The following is a 23,571-nucleotide window of genomic DNA, read 5'->3' as shown; positions in this document are numbered from 1 at the left end:
CGAGCACAACCATAAAGACGACCCGACAGAGGGAACGCATGACAACGTTAAGCTGTAAAGTAACTTCAGTTGAGGCGATTACCGACACGGTCTATCGCGTTCGCCTGATCCCTGAAGCGGAATTCAGTTTTCGCGCGGGACAGTATCTGATGGTAGTGATGGATGAGCGCGACAAGCGTCCGTTCTCACTGGCTTCAACGCCGATGGAAAAAGATATCATTGAGCTGCATATCGGCGCGTCCGATCTGAACCTCTATGCCATGGCCGTTATGGATCGCATCCGTAACGATCGCCAGATCACGGTTGATATGCCGCACGGCGACGCCTGGTTGCGCGAAGAGAGCACTAAGCCGCTGATTCTGATTGCGGGCGGCACCGGTTTCTCCTATGCCCGTTCAATTCTGCTTACCGCGCTGGCGGAACAGCCAGAGCGCGATATCGCCATTTACTGGGGCGGACGTGAGCTCAAGCATCTGTACGATATGGACGAGCTGGATGCGCTGGCAGTCAAGCACCCGAACCTGAAGGTGATCCCGGTCGTCGAGCAGCCCGAAGCGGGCTGGCAGGGTCGGTCAGGCACGGTCCTGACAGCCGTGATGCAGGACTTCAGCACGCTGAGCGAGCATGAGATCTACATCGCCGGACGGTTTGAGATGGCGAAGATTGCCCGCGATCGTTTCTGTGCCGAGCGTGGCGCCGTAGAGTCACAGATGTATGGCGATGCGTTTGCCTTTATCTGATTCCCGGTAGCAGCCTGTAGCAGACAGAAAAAACCCGCCGGTTAACGGCGGGTAAATCTGACAAAGTAAGACTCAACGTATTACAGACGCTCGAATACGGTCGCAATTCCCTGACCCAGTCCGATGCACATGGTAGCGAGTCCGAAACGGGCATCGCGTCGTTCCATAATATTCAGCAGTGTGGTGCTGATGCGCGCGCCGGAACAGCCCAGCGGATGGCCTAAAGCAATCGCACCGCCATTCAGATTCACCTTGTCATCCATCAGCTCCAGCAAACCTAAGTCCTTGATGCAGGGCAGCGTCTGCGCGGCAAAGGCTTCGTTCAGCTCAAACACGTCGATATCACTGACGCTTAACCCCGCCCGTTTCAATGCCAGTTTGCTGGCCGGAACCGGTCCGTAGCCCATAATCGACGGATCACAGCCAACCACTGCCATGCTGCGGATGCGGGCGCGTGGCGTCAGCCCCAGTTCACGGGCGCGTGATTCACTCATGACCAGCATGGCGGCTGCACCATCTGACAACGCCGACGACGTGCCCGCCGTGACGGTGCCATTCACCGGATCGAAGGCGGGTTTGAGCGCCGCCAGTCCTTCGGCGCTGGTCTCCTCGCGGATCACTTCATCAAAGTCATAGCGTTTAAGAATGCCGTCGCTGTCGTGTCCATAAGTGGCGACAATCTCAGTGGCGAAGTCGCCGCGCTGGGTGGCCTGCCATGCGCGCTGGTGCGAACGCAGGGCAAACGCATCCTGCTGCTCACGGCTGATATGATGCATACGTGCCAGCATCTCGGCAGTTAAGCCCATCATGCCTGCGGCTTTGGCGACGGTGCGTCCCAGGCCGGGATGAAAATCCACACCGTGATTCATCGGCACGTGCCCCATGTGCTCCACGCCACCGATCAGGCAGCACTGTGCATCGCCCACCATAATGGCGCGGGCCGCATCGTGCAGCGCCTGCATTGACGAACCGCACAGCCGGTTAACGGTAGTGGCCGGTACAGAGTGCGGGATTTCGGCCAGCAGCGCGGCGTTACGCGCGATATTAAATCCCTGTTCCAGCGTCTGCTGTACGCAGCCCCAGACGATATCGTCGAGCGAAGTCGGATCCACTGCCGGGTTGCGGCTCAGAATTTCGCGCATCAGGTGCGCAGAGAGGTCTTCAGCGCGCACGTTCCGAAAGGCTCCGCCTTTTGAACGTCCCATTGGCGTGCGCACCGCATCAACAATCACCACATTTTCCATCTTTTTGCCCTCAGGCGCTTTTCAGCGCGGCTTCATCAATCGGTTTAGCGGCGGGATACCAGCTTTCATGCTGATGGGCTTTCTGCACCAGCAGCGCAGGCAAGGCATAGAGCCCACCGAGCGCGCTATAGCGGCGTGCCTGATCGACCACATTGCTGTTGCCCAGGGTATCGAGATAGCGGAATGCGCCGCCACGGAACGGCGGGAAGCCAAGGCCGTATACCAGCGCCATATCTGCTTCAGCGGGTGAGGCGATAATCTTCTCTTCAAGGCAGCGCACCACTTCATTCAGCATCGGCAGCATCATGCGGTTCAGGATCTCTTCGTCACTGAAGACCCGCGCGGGCTGACAGACCTGTTGCAGCAGTGTGTCCACCTCTGCAGCGGGCACTTTCTTCAGCTTGCCTTTTTTATCCTCTTCCCAGCGCCAGAAACCTTTGCCATTTTTCTGGCCAAAACGACCGGCATCAAACAGCAGGTCAATCGCATCACGATAGTCATGCTTCATACGATCCGGGAAACCGTCCGCCATGACGCTTTGCGCGTGATGTGCGGTATCGATGCCTACCACATCCAGCAGCCAGGAGGGACCCATCGGCCAGCCGAACTGTTTTTCCATTACTTTATCAATCTGGCGGAAATCAGCGCCGTCGCGGAGCAGCAGGTTGAAAGCGGCGAAGTAGGGGAACAGCACCCGGTTAACAAAGAAGCCGGGACAATCATTCACCACGATAGGGGTTTTGCCCATTTTGCTGGCCCAGGCCACCACTTTACTCAGCGTGGCTTCACTGGTTTTCTCGCCACGAATCACTTCAACCAGCGGCATACGTGGCACCGGATTGAAGAAGTGCATGCCACAGAAGTTTTCCGGGCGTTGCAGCGCCTGCGCCAGCTGGCTGATAGGAATGGTCGAGGTATTGGAGGCCAGAATCGCGTCTTCACGCAGATGCTGTTCGGTTTCAGCCAGCACTTTGGCCTTGATCAGCGGGTTCTCAACCACGGCTTCCACCACCACATCGGCCTGATCAAAACCGGCATAATCGAGTGTGGGCTGGATAGTGGCGATCACACTGGCGAGTTTGTTGCCGTCGATTTTGCCGCGTTCTAACAGCTTATTAAGTAACTTACTGGCTTCGTTCATCCCCAGGGTTAGCGCCTGTGGGTTGATATCTTTCATTCTGACCGGCACGCCTTTCCACGCAGACTGGTAGCTGATGCCGCCACCCATAATGCCTGCGCCCAGTACTGCCGCCTGAGCGGGGGCGCCGCTTTCGCTGCCACGCTTTTTCGCCAGGCCTTTGACGTACTGGTCGTTAAGGAAGATGCCGACCAGAGCGCGAGCTTCATCAGACTGCGCCAGCGGCACAAACGCCGCGGTTTCAAGTTTCAATGCATCGTCACGGCCAAGGCTGGCCGCCGCTTCAATGGTTTTCACTGCCATCAGCGGGGCGGGATAGTGTTTACCTGCAGTCTGCAGCACCATCGCTTTCGCAATAGAAAAGCTCATGGCTGCTTCAATCGGGCTGAGTTTCAGCGGAGCCAGTTTCGGTGCCCGGCGCGCGCGCCAGCTGCCATCAGTGGCGGCGGCTTTGAGCATGGTGATCCCCGCCTCGCGCAGTTTTTCGCGAGCGACCACGGCATCGACCAGACCGAGTTTCAGGGCGGCATTGCCATCAACATCTTTGCCCGCCGCAATAATTTCCAGTGCACTGTCGGCACCCAGCAGGCGTGGCAACCGCACGCTGCCACCAAAGCCAGGCATGATGCCAAGTTTGGTTTCCGGCAGGCCAATGCGGGCGTCCGCAGTAGCAATACGCAGATCGGTTGCCAGCACACACTCACATCCGCCACCCAGCGCATAGCCGTCAATGGCGGCCAGGGTCGGCACGGGTAAATCTTCCAGACGATTGAAGATGCTGTTGGCATAGCTCAGCCACTGGCTCAGCTTTTCGGTGGGTGCATTAAACAGTGAAAGGAACTCGGTGATATCCGCACCCACAATAAAAGCAGGTTTAGCGGAGCTCAACAGCAGGCCGCGAAGATCTGGCTGCTGCTCCAGCACTGCAATTGCCTCGCCCAGACTGGCGACAGTTTGCGTATCAAGCTTGTTGACTGAGCCTGCAGCGTCAAAAACCAGCTCGGCGATACCATCGTCCAGCCAGTGAAGTGTAAGGTTAGCGCCTTGGTAGAGCATGTGCGTCTCCTGAAACCGCGAAAGGTGATCTGGTCATACCAGATGATCGTGAGTGTGGGAGGGATGTTAATTATTTGCAAACTGCTCTTTGCTTATTTGCTAACAAGATCACAGCCGTGTCGACATCAGCAACTGCGCAAGGGGTATGCTAAACTTGCGGCCATTTCGCGACACTGGAGAGACGTCAATGGATTCACTGAAGACCTTGTATCACGCGCACATCGCCACGTTGCAACAACGGGCGCAGCAGGTGCTGGCACGCAATAAACTGGATGCGATGTTGATCCATTCCGGTGAGTTGTTGACGGTGTTTCTGGATGACCACACCTATCCGTTTAAGGTGAATCCGCAGTTCAAGGCCTGGGTGCCGGTGACACAGGTTCCCAACTGCTGGCTGTGGATTGATGGTGTGAACAAACCGAAACTGTGGTTCTACTCTCCGGTGGATTACTGGCATAACGTTGAACCTCTGCCGGATAGCTTCTGGACTGAAGATGTCGAGGTTATCGGCCTGAAAAATGCGGATGAGATTGCGCAGTTGCTGCCTGCACAGCGTGATAATGTCGCTTATATCGGCCCGATCAACGCACGGGCGGCACAGCTTGGTATCGCCTCCGGCAATATCAATCCTAAAGCGGTGATCGACTTCCTGCATTTCCATCGCAGTATCAAAACAGATTATGAACTCGCCTGTCTGCGCCAGGCGCAGAAGCTGGCAGTGGCGGGTCATCGCGCAGCGAAAGAGGCGTTCTCGGCGGGTTTAAGCGAGTTCGATATCAACCAGGCGTATCTGACCGCGACCGGTCATCGCGATACCGATGTGCCGTACGGCAATATCATTGCGCTGAATGAACACGCTGCGGTGCTGCACTACACCCGGCTGGATCATCAGCCGCCGGCGAAACGCCACAGCTTTTTGATTGATGCGGGCGCTGAGTATCTTGGCTACGCCGCCGACCTGACCCGCAGCTATGCGGCGCAGAGCAGTTCGCTCTATGCCAGAATGGTTGAGGCGATGAACGCGGAAGAGCTGGCGCTGATCGCCACGCTGAAAGCGGGCGTGCGCTACACCGATTATCATCTTCAGATGCATCAGCGTATTGCGAAGATGTTGCTGAAGTTTGAGCTGGTGCAGGGCATCAGCGAAGAAGCACTGGTGGCTGAAGATCTGACCGGACCATTTATGCCGCATGGGCTGGGGCATCCACTGGGTCTGCAGGTGCATGACGTGGCGGGTTTTATGCAGGATGATCAGGGCACGCATCTGGCCGCGCCTGCGCAATATCCTTATCTTCGCTGCACCCGCGTGCTGCAACCGGGCATGGTATTAACCATCGAGCCAGGCTTCTATATTATTGACTCATTACTGGCACCACTGCGTGCAGGCCGTTTCAGTCAGCACTTTAACTGGCAGGCTATCGATGCACTTCGGCCTTATGGCGGAATTCGTATCGAGGATAACGTGGTGATCCATGCGCATCGCGTTGAGAACATGACCCGCGATCTGCATCTGGCCTGATGGAAGCCTTTGATATTCCCGCGGTGCCCGTGAGCAGCAGTGAGGAGACGATCAAAAAGAGTCGCTTCATTACGCTGCTGGCGCACACCGAGGGGGCAGAGGCGGCGCGCGCCTTTGTCCAGCAGGTCAAAAACGAGCATCCGGCTGCCCGGCATCACTGCTGGGCATGGGTCGCGGGCGCGCCGAATGATTCTCAACAGCTCGGCTTCTCTGATGATGGTGAACCTTCGGGTACAGCAGGGAAACCGATGCTGGCGCAGCTGATGGGCGCGGATATTGGCGAGATTACTGCCGTGGTGGTGCGTTACTACGGCGGCATCATGCTGGGAACCGGCGGCTTAGTGAAAGCCTATGGTGGTGGCGTTCAGCAGGGGCTTAAGCTGCTGCCACGACAGCGCAAAGTGCCGATGAAGCTGTTCACTCTGCAATGTGACTATCCACAGCTCAGTGATGTTGAACGGCTGGTACAGCGTTTTGACGGTAAGGTGACCGACAGTCAGTTTCAGGATCGCATTGCGCTGACGCTGGCTGTACCTTACGGACAAATCGACGGTTTTAAAAAAAATCTGTCAGACTTTAGTCGGGGTGCATTATCGCTGATCCCGCTCACACCCTGATGTTCATCTCTATTATTTAAAGGAACGGCTGAATGCACTTTCGCGCCATTACCCGCATAGTCGGTCTGCTGGTGATCCTCTTTTCAGTGACGATGATTTTGCCCGGCCTGGTCGCATTGATTTATCGCGATGGCGCGGGGCGGGCGTTTAGCCAGACCTTTATGATGGCGCTGGTGATCGGCTCGCTGCTGTGGTGGCCGAATCGCAAAAAGAAAACCGAACTCAAACCGCGGGAAGGGTTTCTGATTGTCGTGCTGTTCTGGACGGTGCTGGGCAGCGTAGGGGCCATGCCCTTTATCTTTGCCGAACAGCCCCATCTTTCCGTGACGGATGCGTTCTTTGAATCTTTCTCTGGCCTGACAACGACCGGGGCCACTACGCTGGTGGGGCTGGACTCGCTGCCTAAAGCCATTCTCTTCTATCGACAGATGCTGCAGTGGCTGGGCGGTATGGGAATCATCGTGTTAGCGGTGGCGATATTGCCGATTCTGGGCGTCGGAGGTATGCAGCTCTATCGCGCTGAAATGCCGGGGCCGCTGAAAGATAATAAAATGCGGCCGCGTATTGCCGAAACAGCGAAAACACTCTGGCTGATCTATGTTCTGCTGACGGTGGCCTGTGCGCTGGCATTGTGGCTGGCAGGCATGCCGGCCTTTGATGCTATTGGTCACAGCTTCTCGACCATCGCGATTGGCGGCTTCTCAACCCATGATGCCAGCATCGGCTATTTTCACAGCGGCACTATCAATACTATCGTGGCGGTGTTTTTGCTGATCTCAGGCTGTAACTACGGCCTTCACTTTGCCATGTTAAGCGGGCGCAATCTGCGCGTGTACTGGCGCGATCCTGAATTCCGCATGTTTATAGGCGTTCAGCTGACGCTGGTGTTGATCTGCACGCTGGTGCTCTGGTTCCACAATGTTTACGACAGTGGCTGGCAAACGCTAAACCAGGCCTTTTTCCAGGTCGTTTCCATGGCCACCACGGCAGGATTCACGACCGACAGCATCTCACGCTGGCCCTTGTTCCTGCCGGTGCTGCTGTTGTGCTCCGCCTTTATCGGCGGCTGTGCCGGTTCAACCGGCGGTGGCCTGAAGGTTATCCGCATCCTGCTATTATGCAAGCAGGGTAACCGTGAGCTTAAGCGTCTGGTTCACCCGAATGCGGTCTACACCATTAAGCTGGGGAATCGGGCGTTGCCTGAGCGTATCCTTGAGGCCGTATGGGGATTCTTCTCGGCTTATGCGCTGGTGTTCCTGGTCAGCATGCTGGCGATCATTGCCACCGGTGTCGATGACTTCTCGGCATTTGCTGCCGTTGCCGCGACGCTGAATAACCTCGGGCCCGGTTTAGGGGTTGTGGCCGATAACTTCGCTTCAATGAATGACGTGGCGAAATGGATTCTTATCTCCACCATGTTGTTCGGGCGTCTCGAGGTATTTACCTTGCTGGTGCTGTTCACGCCTACTTTCTGGCGTGAATAATTAATAAGGATGCTGATATGAAAGCGCTGATTCTCTATTCCACCCGCGACGGACAAACAAAGAAGATTGCCTCTTCTATAGCCGAGATGATCCGTCAGCACCAGCCATGCGATGTGCTGGATATTCAGGATGCCGCTCTGCCTGACTGGGCGCAGTATGATCGCGTGCTGATTGGCGCCTCTATTCGCTACGGTCATTTCCAGCCGGTCGTCGATAAGTTCGTAAAGCTTCACCTCCCTGCATTGCAGCAGCGTACCAGTGGTTTCTTTTCGGTAAACCTCACGGCGCGCAAACCTGAGAAGCGTTCTCCTGAAACGAATGCTTATACGCAGAAGTTCCTTGCCAGCTCGCCGTGGCAACCTGATTGCTGTGCCGTGTTTGCGGGCGCGCTCTATTATCCGCGCTATCGCTGGTTTGATCGCGTCATGATTCAGTTGATTATGCGTATGACTGGCGGTGAGACCGATTCCACAAAAGAAGTGGAGTACACGGACTGGCAGCAGGTACGCACTTTTGCTAATGATTTTGCACAGTTACCAGGCAAATCGTAGCGAAATAGCGCGATTTGATGAAAATTACTGCGAACAGTAATCTTTTCGCAATAAACACTTGTCAGTCCGCGCGAACTCCCTATAATGCGCCTCCATCGACACGGAACACCGGCAACGGGAAGCGGGTTGAGAGGCACAGGAGACTGCGCCGCCGGAGAAAAACTTCTGAAATAGAGGTTGACTCTGCAGGAGGAAAGCGTAATATACGCCACCTCGCGACAGGACGCTAACGCACTGTTCGCACTGCTCTTTAACAATTTATCAGACAATCTGTGTGGGCACTCGCAGGATTGATATCAGCGTCTCCGGACGCAACAAAATATCAAGCCTCACGAGTGAACACATAATGAAATTCATTATGACGTTTTACAGATGAGCACCGCTTAACTTGTTTAAGCAAATCAAACTTAAATTGAAGAGTTTGATCATGGCTCAGATTGAACGCTGGCGGCAGGCCTAACACATGCAAGTCGGACGGTAGCACAGAGAGCTTGCTCTTGGGTGACGAGTGGCGGACGGGTGAGTAATGTCTGGGGATCTGCCCGATAGAGGGGGATAACCACTGGAAACGGTGGCTAATACCGCATAACGTCGCAAGACCAAAGAGGGGGACCTTCGGGCCTCTCACTATCGGATGAACCCAGATGGGATTAGCTAGTAGGCGGGGTAATGGCCCACCTAGGCGACGATCCCTAGCTGGTCTGAGAGGATGACCAGCCACACTGGAACTGAGACACGGTCCAGACTCCTACGGGAGGCAGCAGTGGGGAATATTGCACAATGGGCGCAAGCCTGATGCAGCCATGCCGCGTGTATGAAGAAGGCCTTCGGGTTGTAAAGTACTTTCAGCGGGGAGGAAGGCGGTGAGGTTAATAACCTTACCGATTGACGTTACCCGCAGAAGAAGCACCGGCTAACTCCGTGCCAGCAGCCGCGGTAATACGGAGGGTGCAAGCGTTAATCGGAATTACTGGGCGTAAAGCGCACGCAGGCGGTCTGTTAAGTCAGATGTGAAATCCCCGGGCTTAACCTGGGAACTGCATTTGAAACTGGCAGGCTTGAGTCTTGTAGAGGGGGTAGAATTCCGGTGTAGCGGTGAAATGCGTAGAGATCTGGAGGAATACCGGTGGCGAAGGCGGCCCCCTGGACAAAGACTGACGCTCAGGTGCGAAAGCGTGGGGAGCAAACAGGATTAGATACCCTGGTAGTCCACGCCGTAAACGATGTCGACTTGGAGGTTGTTCCCTTGAGGAGTGGCTTCCGGAGCTAACGCGTTAAGTCGACCGCCTGGGGAGTACGGCCGCAAGGTTAAAACTCAAATGAATTGACGGGGGCCCGCACAAGCGGTGGAGCATGTGGTTTAATTCGATGCAACGCGAAGAACCTTACCTACTCTTGACATCCAGAGAACTTAGCAGAGATGCTTTGGTGCCTTCGGGAACTCTGAGACAGGTGCTGCATGGCTGTCGTCAGCTCGTGTTGTGAAATGTTGGGTTAAGTCCCGCAACGAGCGCAACCCCTTATCCTTTGTTGCCAGCGCGTGATGGCGGGAACTCAAAGGAGACTGCCGGTGATAAACCGGAGGAAGGTGGGGATGACGTCAAGTCATCATGGCCCTTACGAGTAGGGCTACACACGTGCTACAATGGCGCATACAAAGAGAAGCGACCTCGCGAGAGCAAGCGGACCTCACAAAGTGCGTCGTAGTCCGGATCGGAGTCTGCAACTCGACTCCGTGAAGTCGGAATCGCTAGTAATCGTGGATCAGAATGCCACGGTGAATACGTTCCCGGGCCTTGTACACACCGCCCGTCACACCATGGGAGTGGGTTGCAAAAGAAGTAGGTAGCTTAACCTTCGGGAGGGCGCTTACCACTTTGTGATTCATGACTGGGGTGAAGTCGTAACAAGGTAACCGTAGGGGAACCTGCGGTTGGATCACCTCCTTACCTGAAGATACCTTCCCGCGCAGTGTCCACAACAGATTGTCTGATAAAAAGTAACGAGCAGAAAAAACCTCTACAGGCTTGTAGCTCAGGTGGTTAGAGCGCACCCCTGATAAGGGTGAGGTCGGTGGTTCAAGTCCACTCAGGCCTACCAAATTCGCACTCACGCTGCGTTATGTCTCCGGCTCGCATAGTTCACTATGCTTCGCGGAAACATGCCTTGCCTGAGCACGAATTGCATTTCTCACGAAGTGTACTCGGTTGAGTGGTAGTAGTGGTCTCTGCAGTAACTGTATGGGGCTATAGCTCAGCTGGGAGAGCGCCTGCCTTGCACGCAGGAGGTCAGCGGTTCGATCCCGCTTAGCTCCACCATACCGTTTTAACTGTTTTTTCTGAATACTTCAGAGCGTACCGGCAACGGTGTGCTGCGAAGTATTATGCTCTTTAACAATCCGGAACAAGCTGAAAATTGAAACGACGTGTCGTTTTCATTCTCCGTAATAAGAATGAAAAGCGCGACACGTTCGAGTCTCTCAAATGCTTGCAGCTCGCAGCGTTGTAAAACGCCTGTGGGTTGTGAGGTTAAGCGACTAAGCGTACACGGTGGATGCCCAGGCAGTCAGAGGCGATGAAGGACGTGCTAATCTGCGTAAAGCGACGGTAAGGTGATATGAACCGCTACAGCCGTCGATGTCCGAATGGGGAAACCCGGTGCACTCTGTGCATCATTGCAGCATGAATACATAGTGCTGCAAGGCGAACCGGGGAACTGAAACATCTAAGTACCCCGAGGAAAAGAAATCAACCGAGATTCCCCCAGTAGCGGCGAGCGAACGGGGAGCAGCCCAGAGCCTGAATCAGCATGTGTGTTAGTGGAAGCGTCTGGAAAGTCGCAGGGTACAGGGTGATACTCCCGTACACAAAAGCACACGTGCTGTGAGCTCGATGAGTAAGGCGGGACACGTGGTATCCTGTCTGAATATGGGGGGACCATCCTCCAAGGCTAAATACTCCTGACTGACCGATAGTGAACCAGTACCGTGAGGGAAAGGCGAAAAGAACCCCGGCGAGGGGAGTGAAACAGAACCTGAAACCGTGTACGTACAAGCAGTGGGAGCCTTCTTTATGGGGGTGACTGCGTACCTTTGTATAATGGGTCAGCGACTTATATTCTGTAGCAAGGTTAACCGTATAGGGGAGCCGCAGGGAAACCGAGTCTTAACTGGGCGTTAAGTTGCAGGGTATAGACCCGAAACCCGGTGATCTAGCCATGGGCAGGTTGAAGGTTGGGTAACACTAACTGGAGGACCGAACCGACTAATGTTGAAAAATTAGCGGATGACCTGTGGCTGGGGGTGAAAGGCCAATCAAACCGGGAGATAGCTGGTTCTCCCCGAAAGCTATTTAGGTAGCGCCTCGTGAACTCATCCTCGGGGGTAGAGCACTGTTTCGGCTAGGGGGCCATCCCGGCTTACCAACCCGATGCAAACTGCGAATACCGAGGAATGTTATCACGGGAGACACACGGCGGGTGCTAACGTCCGTCGTGAAGAGGGAAACAACCCAGACCGCCAGCTAAGGTCCCAAAGTCATGGTTAAGTGGGAAACGATGTGGGAAGGCACAGACAGCCAGGATGTTGGCTTAGAAGCAGCCATCATTTAAAGAAAGCGTAATAGCTCACTGGTCGAGTCGGCCTGCGCGGAAGATGTAACGGGGCTAAACCATGCACCGAAGCTGCGGCAGCGACACTATGTGTTGTTGGGTAGGGGAGCGTTCTGTAAGCCGTCGAAGGTGTGCTGTGAGGCATGCTGGAGGTATCAGAAGTGCGAATGCTGACATAAGTAACGATAAAGCGGGTGAAAAAGCCCGCTCGCCGGAAGACCAAGGGTTCCTGTTCAACGTTAATCGGAGCAGGGTGAGTCGACCCCTAAGGCGAGGCCGAAAGGCGTAGTCGATGGGAAACAGGTTAATATTCCTGTACTCGGTGTTACTGCGAAGGGGGACGGAGAAGGCTATATCAGCCGGGCGACGGTTGTCCCGGTTTTAAGCGTGTAGGCGGAGGGTCCGGTAAATCCGGTCCCTTATTAACGCTGAGGCGTGACGACGAGGCACTACGGTGCTGAAGTGATAAATGCCCAGCTTCCGGGGAAAAGCCTCTAAGCATCAGGTAACACAGAATCGTACCCCAAACCGACACAGGTGGTCAGGTAGAGAATACCAAGGCGCTTGAGAGAACTCGGGTGAAGGAACTAGGCAAAAATGGTGCCGTAACTTCGGGAGAAGGCACGCTGGCGCGTAGGTGGAGGGACTTGCTCCCCGAGCCGAAGCCAGTCGAAGATACCAGCTGGCTGCAACTGTTTATTAAAAACACAGCACTGTGCAAACACGAAAGTGGACGTATACGGTGTGACGCCTGCCCGGTGCCGGAAGGTTAATTGATGGGGTTATCCGCAAGGAGAAGCTCTTGATCGAAGCCCCGGTAAACGGCGGCCGTAACTATAACGGTCCTAAGGTAGCGAAATTCCTTGTCGGGTAAGTTCCGACCTGCACGAATGGCGTAATGATGGCCAGGCTGTCTCCACCCGAGACTCAGTGAAATTGAACTCGCTGTGAAGATGCAGTGTACCCGCGGCAAGACGGAAAGACCCCGTGAACCTTTACTACAGCTTGACACTGAACATTGAGCCTTGATGTGTAGGATAGGTGGGAGGCTTTGAAGCGCGGACGCCAGTTCGCGTGGAGCCAACCTTGAAATACCACCCTTTAATGTTTGATGTTCTAACGTAGGCCCGTAATCCGGGCTGCGGACAGTGTCTGGTGGGTAGTTTGACTGGGGCGGTCTCCTCCTAAAGAGTAACGGAGGAGCACGAAGGTCAGCTAATCACGGTCGGACATCGTGAGGTTAGTGCAATGGCATAAGCTGGCTTGACTGCGAGAGTGACGGCTCGAGCAGGTGCGAAAGCAGGTCATAGTGATCCGGTGGTTCTGAATGGAAGGGCCATCGCTCAACGGATAAAAAGGTACTCCGGGGATAACAGGCTGATACCGCCCAAGAGTTCATATCGACGGCGGTGTTTGGCACCTCGATGTCGGCTCATCACATCCTCGGGGCTGAAGTAGGTCCCAAGGGTACGGCTGTTCGCCGTTTAAAGTGGTACGCGAGCTGGGTTTAGAACGTCGTGAGACAGTTCGGTCCCTATCTCGCCGTGGGCGCTGGAGAATTGAGGGGGTTGCTCCTAGTACGAGAGGACCGGAGTGAACGCACCACTGGTGTTCGGGTTGTCATGCCAATGGCATTGCCCGGTAGCTAAGTGCGGAAAAGATAAGTGCTGAAAGCATCTAAGCACGAAACTTGCCCCGAGATGAGTTCTCCCTGACTCCTTGAGAGTCCTGAAGGGACGTTGAAGACTACGACGTTGATAGGCCGGGTGTGTAAGCGCAGCGATGCGTTGAGCTAACCGGTACTAATGACCCGTGAGGCTAACCTTACAACGCCAGAGGCGTTTTTGAGAGACACGATTTTCAGCCTGTACCGGATATATCTGCGCGGCCTTAAGGGGCGGCGCGGAGAACAGAATTTGCCTGGCGGCTTTAGCGCGGTGGTCCCACCTGACCCCATGCCGAACTCAGAAGTGAAACGCCGTAGCGCCGATGGTAGTGTGGGGTCTCCCCATGCGAGAGTAGGGAACTGCCAGGCATTATATAAGTGAAGAAGCCCCGCACGAGAGTGCGGGGCTTTTTTACGTCTGCAGATCGTGAAAAACCTCATCATAATCCCCGAAAACAGCCTGAGAACCCCTCCCTGATACGGTAAACTACGCCCAGATAACTCAGTAAAGGTCGTCAAATGTCCAGCCAGCATCCTTCCTTAAAAGCCGACAATACGCTTGGGCTTGAAGTACATACCCAGAAACGCATCGTTGCTGAGACGCCAGCTGCCATTCTGGCTGCATGGCAGGCCAGCCAGCGTGATCAAACCCCTTTCATGGTGCTTGGTGAAGGCAGCAATGTCCTCTTTCTGGATGATTTCGCTGGTACTGTGGTACTTAACCGCATTAAAGGCATCAACATTCAGGATGAGTATGAGTACTGGAAGTTGCATGTCGGAGCAGGTGAGAACTGGCATCAGCTGGTTAAGAGCACACTGGAAAAAGGGATCACTGGCCTGGAGAATCTGGCATTAATCCCTGGAATGACGGGTTCTGCACCGATTCAGAACATTGGTGCCTATGGTGTGGAATTAAAAGATGTCTGCGAATATGTGGATGTGCTTAACCTGGACAGTGGTGAGACAGAGCGTCTCGATCGTGAAGCCTGTGAATTTGGCTATCGTGACAGCATTTTCAAGCATCGCTATCAGAGAGGTTATGTCATCGTCGCGGTCGGGATAATCCTGCCTAAACAATGGCAGCCCGTATTGACCTACGGTGATCTGAAGACTCTGAATCCGGTAACGGCTAGCGCCTGGGATGTTTATCACGCGGTGTGCCAGATGCGGCAGAGCAAATTACCGGATCCAAAAGTGACCGGGAATGTAGGCAGCTTCTTCAAAAATCCGGTCGTTACCGAGGCGCAGTGCAGCGCCTTGCTGGCGCATTTTCCAGCTATGCCACACTATCTGATGCCGAATGGTGAAACCAAGCTGGCAGCCGGATGGCTTATCGATCAGTGTCAGTTGAAAGGTTATCGTATCGGCGGTGCCGCCGTTCATCAGCAACAGGCTCTGGTGCTGATTAATGCTGATAATGCCACACCTGACGATATCGTTGCGCTGGCAAAAACCGTGCGTGCGAAGGTGGGTGAAAAGTTTGATGTCTGGCTGGAGCCTGAGGTGCGTTTTATTCAGGCACAGGGCGAGTGCAATGCTGTCGGGGTAATCGCATGAAAGACAACAGTATCCCGCTAAAGCTGGTCGATATTTTATCTGACGGTGAGTTTCATTCTGGCGAACAGCTGGGTGAAACACTGGGCATGAGTCGCGCAGCCATTAACAAGCATATCCAGACCTTAAAAAGCTGGGGACTTGACGTTTATACCGTGACAGGGAAGGGCTACAGTCTCTCTGCCCCGATGCAGCTGTTGGATGAGCAGGCAATTGTCGCTCAGGTTAAGCAGGGCAATATCTCTGTTATCCCGGTGATTGACTCCACAAATCAGTATCTGCTGGAACGCATGCATGAGATGGAGTCGGGTGCTGCCTGTATCGCTGAGTATCAGCAGGCTGGTCGTGGCCGTCGTGGGCGTCAATGGTTCTCTCCCTTTGGCGCTAATCTCTACATGTCTATGTACTGGCGTCTGGAGCAGGGACCCGCTGCGGCGATGGGTCTTAGTCTTGTGATTGGTATTATCATTGCTGAGACATTACGTTCATTAGGGGCTGATGATGTTCGCGTCAAATGGCCCAATGATATTTACCTTAACGATCGCAAACTGGCAGGTATTCTGGTCGAACTGACCGGTAAAACGGGTGATGCCGCGCATATCGTCATGGGGGCCGGGATTAACCTTGCTATGCGTACAGCCGATGCATCGCAGATTAATCAGGGCTGGATTAACCTGCAGGAAGCCGGTGTATCCGTTAACCGCAATGAGCTGGCCGCCCATCTGATAAATAATCTGCGCGAAGCCCTGCCGTTGTTTGAGCAGGAAGGGTTAACGCCCTTTGTTACACGCTGGATGGTGCTGGATAACTTTATTCACCGGCCTGTTAAATTGCTCATTGGTGAACGTGAAGTGCATGGTATTGCGCGGGGCATTGACAGTCAGGGTGGCCTGTTACTTGAGCAGGATGGCGAAATAAAAGCCTGGGTGGGCGGAGAAATATCTCTACGTCCTCTCTGATCAAAAAAGCCTGCACTAATGCAGGCTTTTTTAATGGAGCGGTTATTTACGCAGGCGAACCCTGTCGACCGCATGATTGCGACTTTTAGTCATGATCAGGCTGGCCCGTTCGCGTGTTGGCAGGATATTTTCCCGCAGGTTTAGCCAGTTAATCTCTTTCCATAAATTGCCCGCTATCTCCACTGCTTCCGCTTCTGAGAGCTGGGCATAATGGTGGAAGTAAGAGTCCGGATCGGTAAATGCCCCCTGGCGGAATTTGAGGAATCGATTGATATACCAGCTTTGCAGCAGCTCTTCCTCAGCGTCGACATAGATAGAAAAATCAACGAAGTCTGAAACAAAGACATGATGTGGGTCATGGGGATAGTCCATGCCACTCTGCAATACATTCAGACCTTCCAGAATAAGGATATCAGGCTGCTGAACCACTTTATCGCCATCAGGGATGACATCATAAATCAGATGCGAATAGACCGGTGCTGTGACCTGACTGGCGCCTGATTTCAAATCGGAGACGAAATTGACCAGCCGGTGCATATCATAAGATTGCGGAAACCCTTTTTTCTTCATTAATCCGCGCTCTTTCAGCACGGCATTGGGATGAAGAAAGCCATCCGTCGTGATCAATTCTACTTTACGATGTTCAGGCCAGCGGCTGAGCAACGCCTGTAATACACGCGCAGTTGTGCTTTTACCGACGGCTACGCTGCCCGCAATACTGATGATATAGGGGATTTTCTGGCCATTGGTACCCAGAAATTGCTCCAGTACAGCCTGCCGACGAACATTAGAGCTGATATAGAAATTAAGCAGGCGCGAAAGTGGCAGATAAATTTCTGCTACCTCCTCCAGCGAGAGATCCTCGTTGATGCCCTCCAGCTGCGCGATCTCTTCCTCTGACAGTGTCATAGGAACGGAATCACGTAATGCAGCCCACTGCTCACGAGTGAACTCTAAATAAGGCGTTGTCAGGGGGGTCGTTTTATCCATAAGCATGCATCTGACCGCAAATTCATTGCTATCAACCGCGTGTCATCCGATAAGCAGGAGAGCACAGGTGAAATAAATCACGAATCGCTGGTTTATCAGTGAGAACAATGGGCTGGAGGGTATCACCAGTATGGCTTTTAACAGAAGTAAAAAGATAAACGTGATCACGCTTTCGTCGGCATACCCACAAAACATCATAATAACGCTAATTCTGACAGCTGTATCACTGCGTATAGTGCTACACGGGCCATCAAAGCTTATGTGCGGCTTTTATCTGCCTTAAATAGTATTCACACGCCTTTATGACCCAATAGAGCTGTAACGGCGTAGAGAGAGGCTAAAAGCGCATACATTCAATATGCAGCGTGTGTTTCCCAACTTATGAATAAAGAGCTGCGAGACACTGGAAGCGTTTTTTACCGTTATCGTCGTACCAGCGAGAGAGATATGCAGGACAAAAACGTCTCCCTGTTCTGCAGATATCTTAAGTGCACGAAAAATAACGCCGATAAGGGTTAAAAAAGCATCACTCAGAACAGGCTGCGCAAAATAAAAAGGCGATGGGCGGAATATTTTACCTTAAAAAGAGCATGCCAGAGCAGCAGGGGACGATAGCGAGGCAGGGTGGGCGGTGTAAAAAAAGGACCAGATCGCACAAATATTCTGCACAAAAACGCCAGAATGCGATGATTTGCACAAATAGTAAGCGATAGAACAAAATTAGTGATTTTTTAGTTGCATCGAAGGCCCGACCTTCCTAGAATGCGCTCCACTTGATGCCGGCTTAGCTCAGTTGGTAGAGCAACTGACTTGTAATCAGTAGGTCACCAGTTCGATTCCGGTAGCCGGCACCATCAAGTAGGTGGGATTCCCGAGCGGCCAAAGGGAGCAGACTGTAAATCTGCCGTCACAGACTTCGAAGGTTCGAATCCTTCTCCCACCACCATCTCAGCCTCACGGTTGAGTACAGGTAAACAACCTGTTTATCTGTCAGGTGAGTCACTTATCACCCTGAATTCAGACTGAGCGTTAGCGAAGTCAACGTCGGTCAGCTTCGCTGGCAGACAGTAGATAGCAGAGAAACATTCACTGTTATCTGCAAGCTACAGAAAGAACAGGTAGCCGAGTTCCAGGATGCGGGCATCGTATAATGGCTATTACCTCAGCCTTCCAAGCTGATGATGCGGGTTCGATTCCCGCTGCCCGCTCCAGATGTGCTGATATGGCTCAGTTGGTAGAGCGCACCCTTGGTAAGGGTGAGGTCCCCAGTTCGACTCTGGGTATCAGCACCACTTCCTTTAATCTCCCTCCTGATTTTCTCTGTAACTTCCTTGCAGTCAGGCAATGCCTGGTTAATGTGATGATATCATTGATATATCCGTGTCTTAGAGGGACTAGCGATGGCTAAAGAGCAATTTCAACGTAACAAACTGCACGTAAACGTGGGCACCATCGGTCACGTTGACCACGGTAAAACCACCCTGACTGCAGCTATCACTACCGTACTGGCTAAAACCAACGGCGGCCAGGCACGTGCATTCGATCAGATCGACAGCACACCTGAAGAAAAAGCCCGCGGTATCACCATCAACACCGCTCACGTTGAGTATGAGACTGCTGCACGTCACTACGCTCACGTTGACTGCCCAGGCCACGCCGACTATGTGAAAAACATGATCACCGGTGCTGCGCAGATGGACGGCGCGATCCTGGTTGTTGCTGCGACTGATGGCCCAATGCCACAAACCCGTGAGCACATCCTGCTGGGTCGTCAGGTTGGCGTTCCTTACATCATCGTGTTCCTGAACAAGTGTGACATGGTTGATGATGAAGAGCTGCTGGAGCTGGTAGAGATGGAAGTACGTGACCTGCTGTCACAGTACGACTTCCCAGGCGACGACACCCCAATCGTTCGTGGTTCTGCTCTGAAAGCGCTGGAAGGCGTTCCTGAGTGGGAAGCGAAAATCATCGAACTGGCTGAACACCTGGACAACTACATCCCGGATCCAGTCCGTGCGATCGACATGCCGTTCCTGCTGCCAATCGAAGACGTATTCTCAATCTCTGGCCGTGGTACTGTTGTTACCGGTCGTGTTGAGCGCGGCATCGTTAAAGTCGGCGACGAAGTTGAAATCGTGGGTATCAAAGATACTGCGAAATCAACCTGTACCGGTGTTGAGATGTTCCGTAAGCTGCTGGACCAGGGTCAGGCAGGCGAAAACTGTGGTGTTCTGCTGCGCGGTATCAAGCGTGAAGACATCCAGCGTGGCCAGGTTCTGGCTAAGCCAGGCTCAATCAAGCCACACACCCAGTTCGAGTCAGAAGTTTACGTTCTGTCTAAAGACGAAGGTGGTCGCCATACTCCGTTCTTCAAAGGCTATCGTCCACAGTTCTACTTCCGTACAACTGACGTAACCGGCTCAGTAGAGCTGCCAGAAGGCGTTGAAATGGTCATGCCAGGCGACAACATCAAAATGGTTGTTACCCTGATCCACCCAATCGCAATGGACGAAGGTCTGCGCTTCGCAATCCGCGAAGGTGGCCGTACCGTTGGCGCGGGTGTTGTTGCTAAAGTTATCGCATAATTACCGATAACGTTTGACGCAATGCACACGGAAAGGGCATCATTTGATGCCCTTTTTGCACGCTGTTTCATAGAACCTGGCTCATCAGTGATTTTTTGAATCATAATCATTGCTGAGACAGGCTCTGTTATGCGGCGTTGGATACCGAGTTACGCCTCAAAAGCTCATTCGGTTTGGACGCCTCGCACTGCGGGGCAGAATAGTTTCTGAATTATTGTGGCAGGTTGGTTTATGAGTGCGAATACCGAAGCTCAAGGGAGCGGGCGTGGCCTGGAAGCGGTAAAGTGGGTAGTAGTTGTATTACTGCTGCTTGCAGCGATTGTAGGTAACTACCTCTATCGTGATGTGTCACTGCCACTGCGTGCATTAGCCGTAGTTGTACTGATTGCAGCGGCTGGCGGCATTGCGCTTTTAACGACCAAAGGCAAAGCGACCGTGGCTTTTGCTCGTGAAGCAAGAACAGAAATGCGTAAGGTTATCTGGCCAACCCGCCAGGAAACGCTGCACACCACGTTAATCGTTGCCGCGGTTACTGCCGTGATGTCACTGATTTTGTGGGGGCTGGATGGTATTCTGGTCCGTCTGGTATCGTTTATCACTGGCCTGAGGTTCTGAGATGTCTGAAGCTCCAAAGAAACGCTGGTACGTCGTACAGGCGTTTTCCGGTTTTGAAGGCCGCGTAGCCCAATCGCTGCGCGAGCATATCAAATTGCACAACATGGAAGAGCTGTTTGGCGACGTCATGGTTCCGACTGAAGAAGTCGTTGAAATCCGTGGTGGCCAGCGTCGTAAGAGCGAGCGCAAGTTTTTCCCGGGATACGTACTGGTTCAGATGGTCATGAATGACGCCAGCTGGCACTTAGTACGCAGCGTCCCGCGCGTGATGGGTTTCATCGGCGGTACCTCTGACCGTCCGGCGCCTATCAGCGATAAAGAAGTTGATGCGATCATGAACCGTCTGCAGCAGGTCGGCGACAAGCCTCGTCCGAAAACGCTGTTTGAGCCGGGTGAAATGGTTCGCGTTAATGACGGTCCATTTGCTGACTTTAACGGTGTGGTTGAAGATGTGGATTACGAGAAGAGCCGCCTGACGGTTTCCGTATCTATCTTTGGTCGTGCAACACCGGTTGAGCTGGACTTTGGTCAGGTGGAGAAAGGTTAACCTCTTTCCGCTCACAAATTAGCTGTTGCAGCAGGCGCGAAATTTAACTACAATTTCGCGCCTTTTGTTTTTATGCGCTGGCAACAGCGTGTAAATCGTTATCACGGGGAGCCTTTACAGGCGCTATAACCCAATTGAGGAAATATCATGGCTAAGAAAGTCCAAGCCTACGTCAAGCTGCAGGTTGCAGCTGGTATGGCGAACCCAAGTCCACCGGTTGGTCCAGCACTGGGTCAGCAGGGCGTTAACATCATGGAATTCTGTAAAGCGTTCAACGCTAAGACCGAATCTCTGGAAAAAGGTCTGCCGACTCCTGTTGTTATCACCGTATACAGCGACCGTTCTTTTACCTTCATTACCAAAACGCCTCCGGCTGCCGTACTGCTGAAAAAAGCAGCGGGCATCAAGTCTGGTTCTGGTAAGCCGAACAAAGATAAAGTCGGTAAAGTGACTCGTGCTCAGGTACGTGAAATCGCAGAAACCAAAGCTGCGGACATGACTGGTTCTGACGTTGAAGCGATGACTCGCTCAATCGAAGGTACTGCTCGTTCCATGGGCCTGGTAGTAGAGGACTAAGAAATGGCTAAGCTGACCAAGCGCATGACCGTAATTCGCGACAAAGTTGACGCGACCAAGCAGTATGACATTGCTGAAGCTGTTGCTCTGCTGAAAGAACTGGCTACTGCCAAGTTCGTTGAAAGCGTTGACGTTGCTGTCAACCTCGGCATTGATGCACGTAAATCTGATCAGAACGTGCGCGGCGCGACCGTTCTGCCACACGGTACTGGTCGTTCAGTACGTGTTGCTGTCTTCACCCAGGGCGCAAACGCTGAAGCTGCTAAAGCAGCAGGCGCTGAGCTGGTAGGTATGGAAGACCTGGCTGATCAGATTAAGAAAGGCGAAATGAATTTTGACGTTGTTATTGCTTCTCCGGATGCAATGCGCGTTGTTGGCCAGTTAGGCCAGATTCTGGGCCCACGCGGCCTGATGCCAAACCCGAAAGTCGGTACTGTAACCCCTAACGTTGCTGAAGCAGTTAAGAATGCTAAAGCGGGTCAGGTTCGTTATCGTAACGACAAAAACGGCATCATCCACACTACCATCGGTAAAGTGGACTTTGACGCTGACAAACTGAAAGAAAACCTGGAATCTCTGCTGGTCGCGCTGAAAAAAGCAAAACCATCTCAGGCGAAAGGCGTGTACATCAAGAAAGTCAGCCTTTCAACCACCATGGGCGCCGGCGTTGCCGTTGACCAGGCTGGTCTGAACGCAACAGCAAACTAATTGCTGCTTGAAACGGGCGAAAAATTCACCTAGAATCTTACGCCCGTTGTTCTGTTATTAGCAGAACAGGACATCAGAGAGTCGGAACTGACTGTTGCGTTTATCGCCTTTCCTTCTGACTCTGCTGTGTCACACAGAATTTAGGTTGGAGCCAGGCCTTATCCTGGCCTCCGTCCAAGACCGCAGGCGCTGTTTATCTCCGGATATTCCGCTTAATACCCTGCGTAGACGGTGACAGAACCAAAAGAATTTTTTCTTAGCTGGATTCTGCTCACCGTGTTCGAGCGCTTACCACCCTTCGGGGTGGTTAAGTGAAGTGAGTTCCGGGGAAATCCTTTCCCGGTCAAATCCAGGAGCAAAAGCTAATGGCATTAAATCTTCAAGACAAACAAGCGATTGTTGCTGAAGTCAGCGAAGTAGCCAAAGGTGCGCTTTCAGCGGTTGTTGCGGATTCCCGTGGCGTTACCGTTGATAAAATGACCGAACTGCGTAAAGCAGGCCGTGAAGCTGGCGTTTACATGCGTGTTGTTCGTAACACCCTGCTGCGCCGCGTCGTTGAAGGAACTCAATTTGAGTGCCTGAAAGACACGTTTGTTGGTCCGACCCTGATTGCATATTCTATGGAACACCCGGGCGCTGCTGCTCGTCTGTTCAAAGATTTCGCGAAAGCGAATGCAAAATTTGAGGTCAAAGCTGCAGCCTTTGAAGGTGAGCTGATCACGGCGGCCAATATTGACCGTCTGGCAACTCTGCCGACCTACGAAGAAGCACTGGCACGTCTGATGTCGACCATGAAAGAAGCCGCTGCCGGCAAACTGGTCCGCACTCTGGCTGCTGTACGCGATGCAAAAGAAGCGGCTTAAGGCCATATTCTTTTCTTCGTACTTGCTTACGTATAAACTTTTTCTGATTCTTAGGAACAATTGTCATGTCTATCACTAAAGACCAAATTCTGGAAGCTGTTGCAGCGATGTCCGTAATGGAAGTTGTTGAGCTGGTTTCTGCAATGGAAGAAAAATTCGGCGTTTCTGCTGCTGCTGCTGTAGCTGTTGCTGCTGGCCCGGCTGAAGCTGTTGAAGAAAAAACTGAATTCGACGTAGTCCTGAAAGCTGTTGGCCCGAACAAGGTAGCAGTAATCAAAGCCGTACGTACTGCAACTGGTCTGGGCCTGAAAGAAGCCAAAGACCTGGTTGAAGCAACTGGCGTGATCAAAGAAGCAATCAGCAAAGACGACGCAGCTGCACTTGAAGCTGCTCTGAAAGAAGCTGGCGCTGAAGTTGAAGTTAAGTAAGACAACCTTCGGGTTGCAGTCTGAGTAGTTTCAGACTGATGGCTGGTGACTTTTTGGTCACCAGCCTTTTTGCGCTACAGGGTCTCAATGGGGTTTCACACTGTTTGTCCATTGTTACTCTT

General features: G+C 53.1%; 17 protein-coding genes, 6 tRNA genes and 3 rRNA genes. 23 read left to right on the top strand and 3 right to left on the bottom strand.

All coding sequences use genetic code 11. From position 1 onward, the window contains the following. Positions 1-38 precede the first annotated feature (38 nt). Positions 39-740 (top strand): NAD(P)H-flavin reductase, encoded by a 702-nt coding sequence (fre, locus tag EE896_RS18120; RefSeq protein ID WP_008926461.1) that lies wholly within the window; start codon positions 39-41, stop codon positions 738-740. 80 nt (positions 741-820) lie between these two features. On the opposite strand, the gene fadA is transcribed toward fre, so the two are convergent. Further along, positions 821-1,984 carry an acetyl-CoA C-acyltransferase FadA gene (fadA, locus tag EE896_RS18115; RefSeq protein ID WP_110411740.1) on the bottom strand — a complete coding sequence of 388 codons (1,164 nt, stop codon included), beginning with the start codon at positions 1,982-1,984 and terminating at the stop codon, positions 821-823. A 10-nt stretch (positions 1,985-1,994) separates the two neighbouring features. Further along, positions 1,995-4,178, bottom strand: coding sequence for a fatty acid oxidation complex subunit alpha FadB (gene fadB, locus EE896_RS18110; RefSeq protein WP_140916092.1), 2,184 nt, complete (start codon positions 4,176-4,178; stop codon positions 1,995-1,997). A gap of 187 nt (positions 4,179-4,365) precedes the next feature. Here fadB and pepQ point away from each other — a divergent pair, with 187 nt between their 5' ends. From pepQ to birA, 11 genes are all read left to right on the top strand, one after another. Beyond that, entirely contained in the window at positions 4,366-5,697 is a 1,332-nt protein-coding gene (gene pepQ / locus EE896_RS18105; protein ID WP_004571217.1) for a Xaa-Pro dipeptidase, read from the top strand. After that, positions 5,697-6,314, top strand: coding sequence for an IMPACT family protein (locus EE896_RS18100; protein WP_008926464.1), 618 nt, complete (start codon positions 5,697-5,699; stop codon positions 6,312-6,314). The genes pepQ and EE896_RS18100 overlap by 1 nt, the downstream gene beginning before the upstream one ends. Positions 6,315-6,346: 32 nt before the next feature. Beyond that, positions 6,347-7,798, top strand: coding sequence for a Trk system potassium transporter TrkH (trkH, locus tag EE896_RS18095; protein ID WP_039658600.1), 1,452 nt, complete (start codon positions 6,347-6,349; stop codon positions 7,796-7,798). A gap of 17 nt (positions 7,799-7,815) precedes the next feature. Then, positions 7,816-8,349, top strand: coding sequence for a menaquinone-dependent protoporphyrinogen IX dehydrogenase (gene hemG, locus EE896_RS18090; RefSeq protein WP_039658599.1), 534 nt, complete (start codon positions 7,816-7,818; stop codon positions 8,347-8,349). 409 nt (positions 8,350-8,758) lie between these two features. Then, positions 8,759-10,298: ribosomal RNA gene (locus EE896_RS18085) — 16S ribosomal RNA — on the top strand. A gap of 74 nt (positions 10,299-10,372) precedes the next feature. Next, positions 10,373-10,449 (top strand) — tRNA-Ile (locus EE896_RS18080). Between the two features lie 142 nt (positions 10,450-10,591). After that, positions 10,592-10,667: transfer RNA gene (locus tag EE896_RS18075), tRNA-Ala, on the top strand. A 208-nt stretch (positions 10,668-10,875) separates the two neighbouring features. Further along, positions 10,876-13,784: ribosomal RNA gene (locus EE896_RS18070) — 23S ribosomal RNA — on the top strand. Positions 13,785-13,877: 93 nt separating this feature from the next. Beyond that, positions 13,878-13,993: ribosomal RNA gene (gene rrf, locus EE896_RS18065) — 5S ribosomal RNA — on the top strand. Together the 16S, 23S and 5S rRNA genes with 2 tRNA genes alongside form the textbook arrangement of a ribosomal RNA operon. 150 nt (positions 13,994-14,143) lie before the next feature. Beyond that, positions 14,144-15,181 carry a UDP-N-acetylmuramate dehydrogenase gene (murB, locus tag EE896_RS18060; RefSeq protein ID WP_008927171.1) on the top strand — a complete coding sequence of 346 codons (1,038 nt, stop codon included), beginning with the start codon at positions 14,144-14,146 and terminating at the stop codon, positions 15,179-15,181. Further along, on the top strand, positions 15,178-16,137 hold the full coding sequence (gene birA / locus EE896_RS18055; protein ID WP_008927172.1) for a bifunctional biotin--[acetyl-CoA-carboxylase] ligase/biotin operon repressor BirA: 960 nt from the start codon (positions 15,178-15,180) through the stop codon (positions 16,135-16,137). The genes murB and birA overlap by 4 nt, the downstream gene beginning before the upstream one ends. A gap of 42 nt (positions 16,138-16,179) precedes the next feature. Here the strand turns inward: birA and coaA are convergent, their stop codons facing one another. Next, complete coding sequence (coaA, locus tag EE896_RS18050; protein WP_140916235.1) at positions 16,180-17,127, bottom strand: type I pantothenate kinase; 948 nt, start codon at positions 17,125-17,127, stop codon at positions 16,180-16,182. Positions 17,128-17,905: 778 nt separating this feature from the next. Here coaA and EE896_RS18045 point away from each other — a divergent pair. From EE896_RS18045 to rplL, 11 genes are all read left to right on the top strand, one after another. After that, positions 17,906-17,981: transfer RNA gene (locus tag EE896_RS18045), tRNA-Thr, on the top strand. A 7-nt stretch (positions 17,982-17,988) separates the two neighbouring features. Then, positions 17,989-18,073 (top strand) — tRNA-Tyr (locus EE896_RS18040). A gap of 190 nt (positions 18,074-18,263) precedes the next feature. Continuing rightward, positions 18,264-18,338, top strand: a tRNA-Gly gene (locus EE896_RS18035). A gap of 5 nt (positions 18,339-18,343) precedes the next feature. Next, positions 18,344-18,419, top strand: a tRNA-Thr gene (locus EE896_RS18030). Positions 18,420-18,527: 108 nt separating this feature from the next. After that, a complete protein-coding gene (gene tuf / locus EE896_RS18025; RefSeq protein ID WP_013359730.1) occupies positions 18,528-19,712 on the top strand; it encodes an elongation factor Tu in 1,185 nt (394 codons plus the stop codon). A 231-nt stretch (positions 19,713-19,943) separates the two neighbouring features. After that, positions 19,944-20,327: a preprotein translocase subunit SecE gene (gene secE / locus EE896_RS18020; protein WP_008927141.1), complete on the top strand. Its 384-nt coding sequence runs from the start codon at positions 19,944-19,946 to the stop codon at positions 20,325-20,327. A 1-nt stretch (position 20,328) separates the two neighbouring features. Further along, positions 20,329-20,874 carry a transcription termination/antitermination protein NusG gene (nusG, locus tag EE896_RS18015; RefSeq protein ID WP_003848088.1) on the top strand — a complete coding sequence of 182 codons (546 nt, stop codon included), beginning with the start codon at positions 20,329-20,331 and terminating at the stop codon, positions 20,872-20,874. A gap of 147 nt (positions 20,875-21,021) precedes the next feature. Further along, on the top strand, positions 21,022-21,450 hold the full coding sequence (gene rplK / locus EE896_RS18010) for a 50S ribosomal protein L11 (RefSeq protein ID WP_006121495.1): 429 nt from the start codon (positions 21,022-21,024) through the stop codon (positions 21,448-21,450). Positions 21,451-21,453: 3 nt separating this feature from the next. Beyond that, positions 21,454-22,158, top strand: coding sequence for a 50S ribosomal protein L1 (gene rplA, locus EE896_RS18005; RefSeq protein ID WP_003848092.1), 705 nt, complete (start codon positions 21,454-21,456; stop codon positions 22,156-22,158). Between the two features lie 365 nt (positions 22,159-22,523). After that, positions 22,524-23,021, top strand: coding sequence for a 50S ribosomal protein L10 (gene rplJ / locus EE896_RS18000; RefSeq protein WP_003848098.1), 498 nt, complete (start codon positions 22,524-22,526; stop codon positions 23,019-23,021). 65 nt (positions 23,022-23,086) lie between these two features. Beyond that, entirely contained in the window at positions 23,087-23,449 is a 363-nt protein-coding gene (gene rplL / locus EE896_RS17995; RefSeq protein ID WP_008927142.1) for a 50S ribosomal protein L7/L12, read from the top strand. Positions 23,450-23,571: the final 122 nt, after the last annotated feature.

The sequence above is a fragment of the Pantoea eucalypti genome, from assembly GCF_009646115.1.
GTDB lineage: Bacteria > Pseudomonadota > Gammaproteobacteria > Enterobacterales > Enterobacteriaceae > Pantoea > Pantoea eucalypti.
This window is presented reverse-complemented; position numbering and strand designations above follow the sequence as displayed.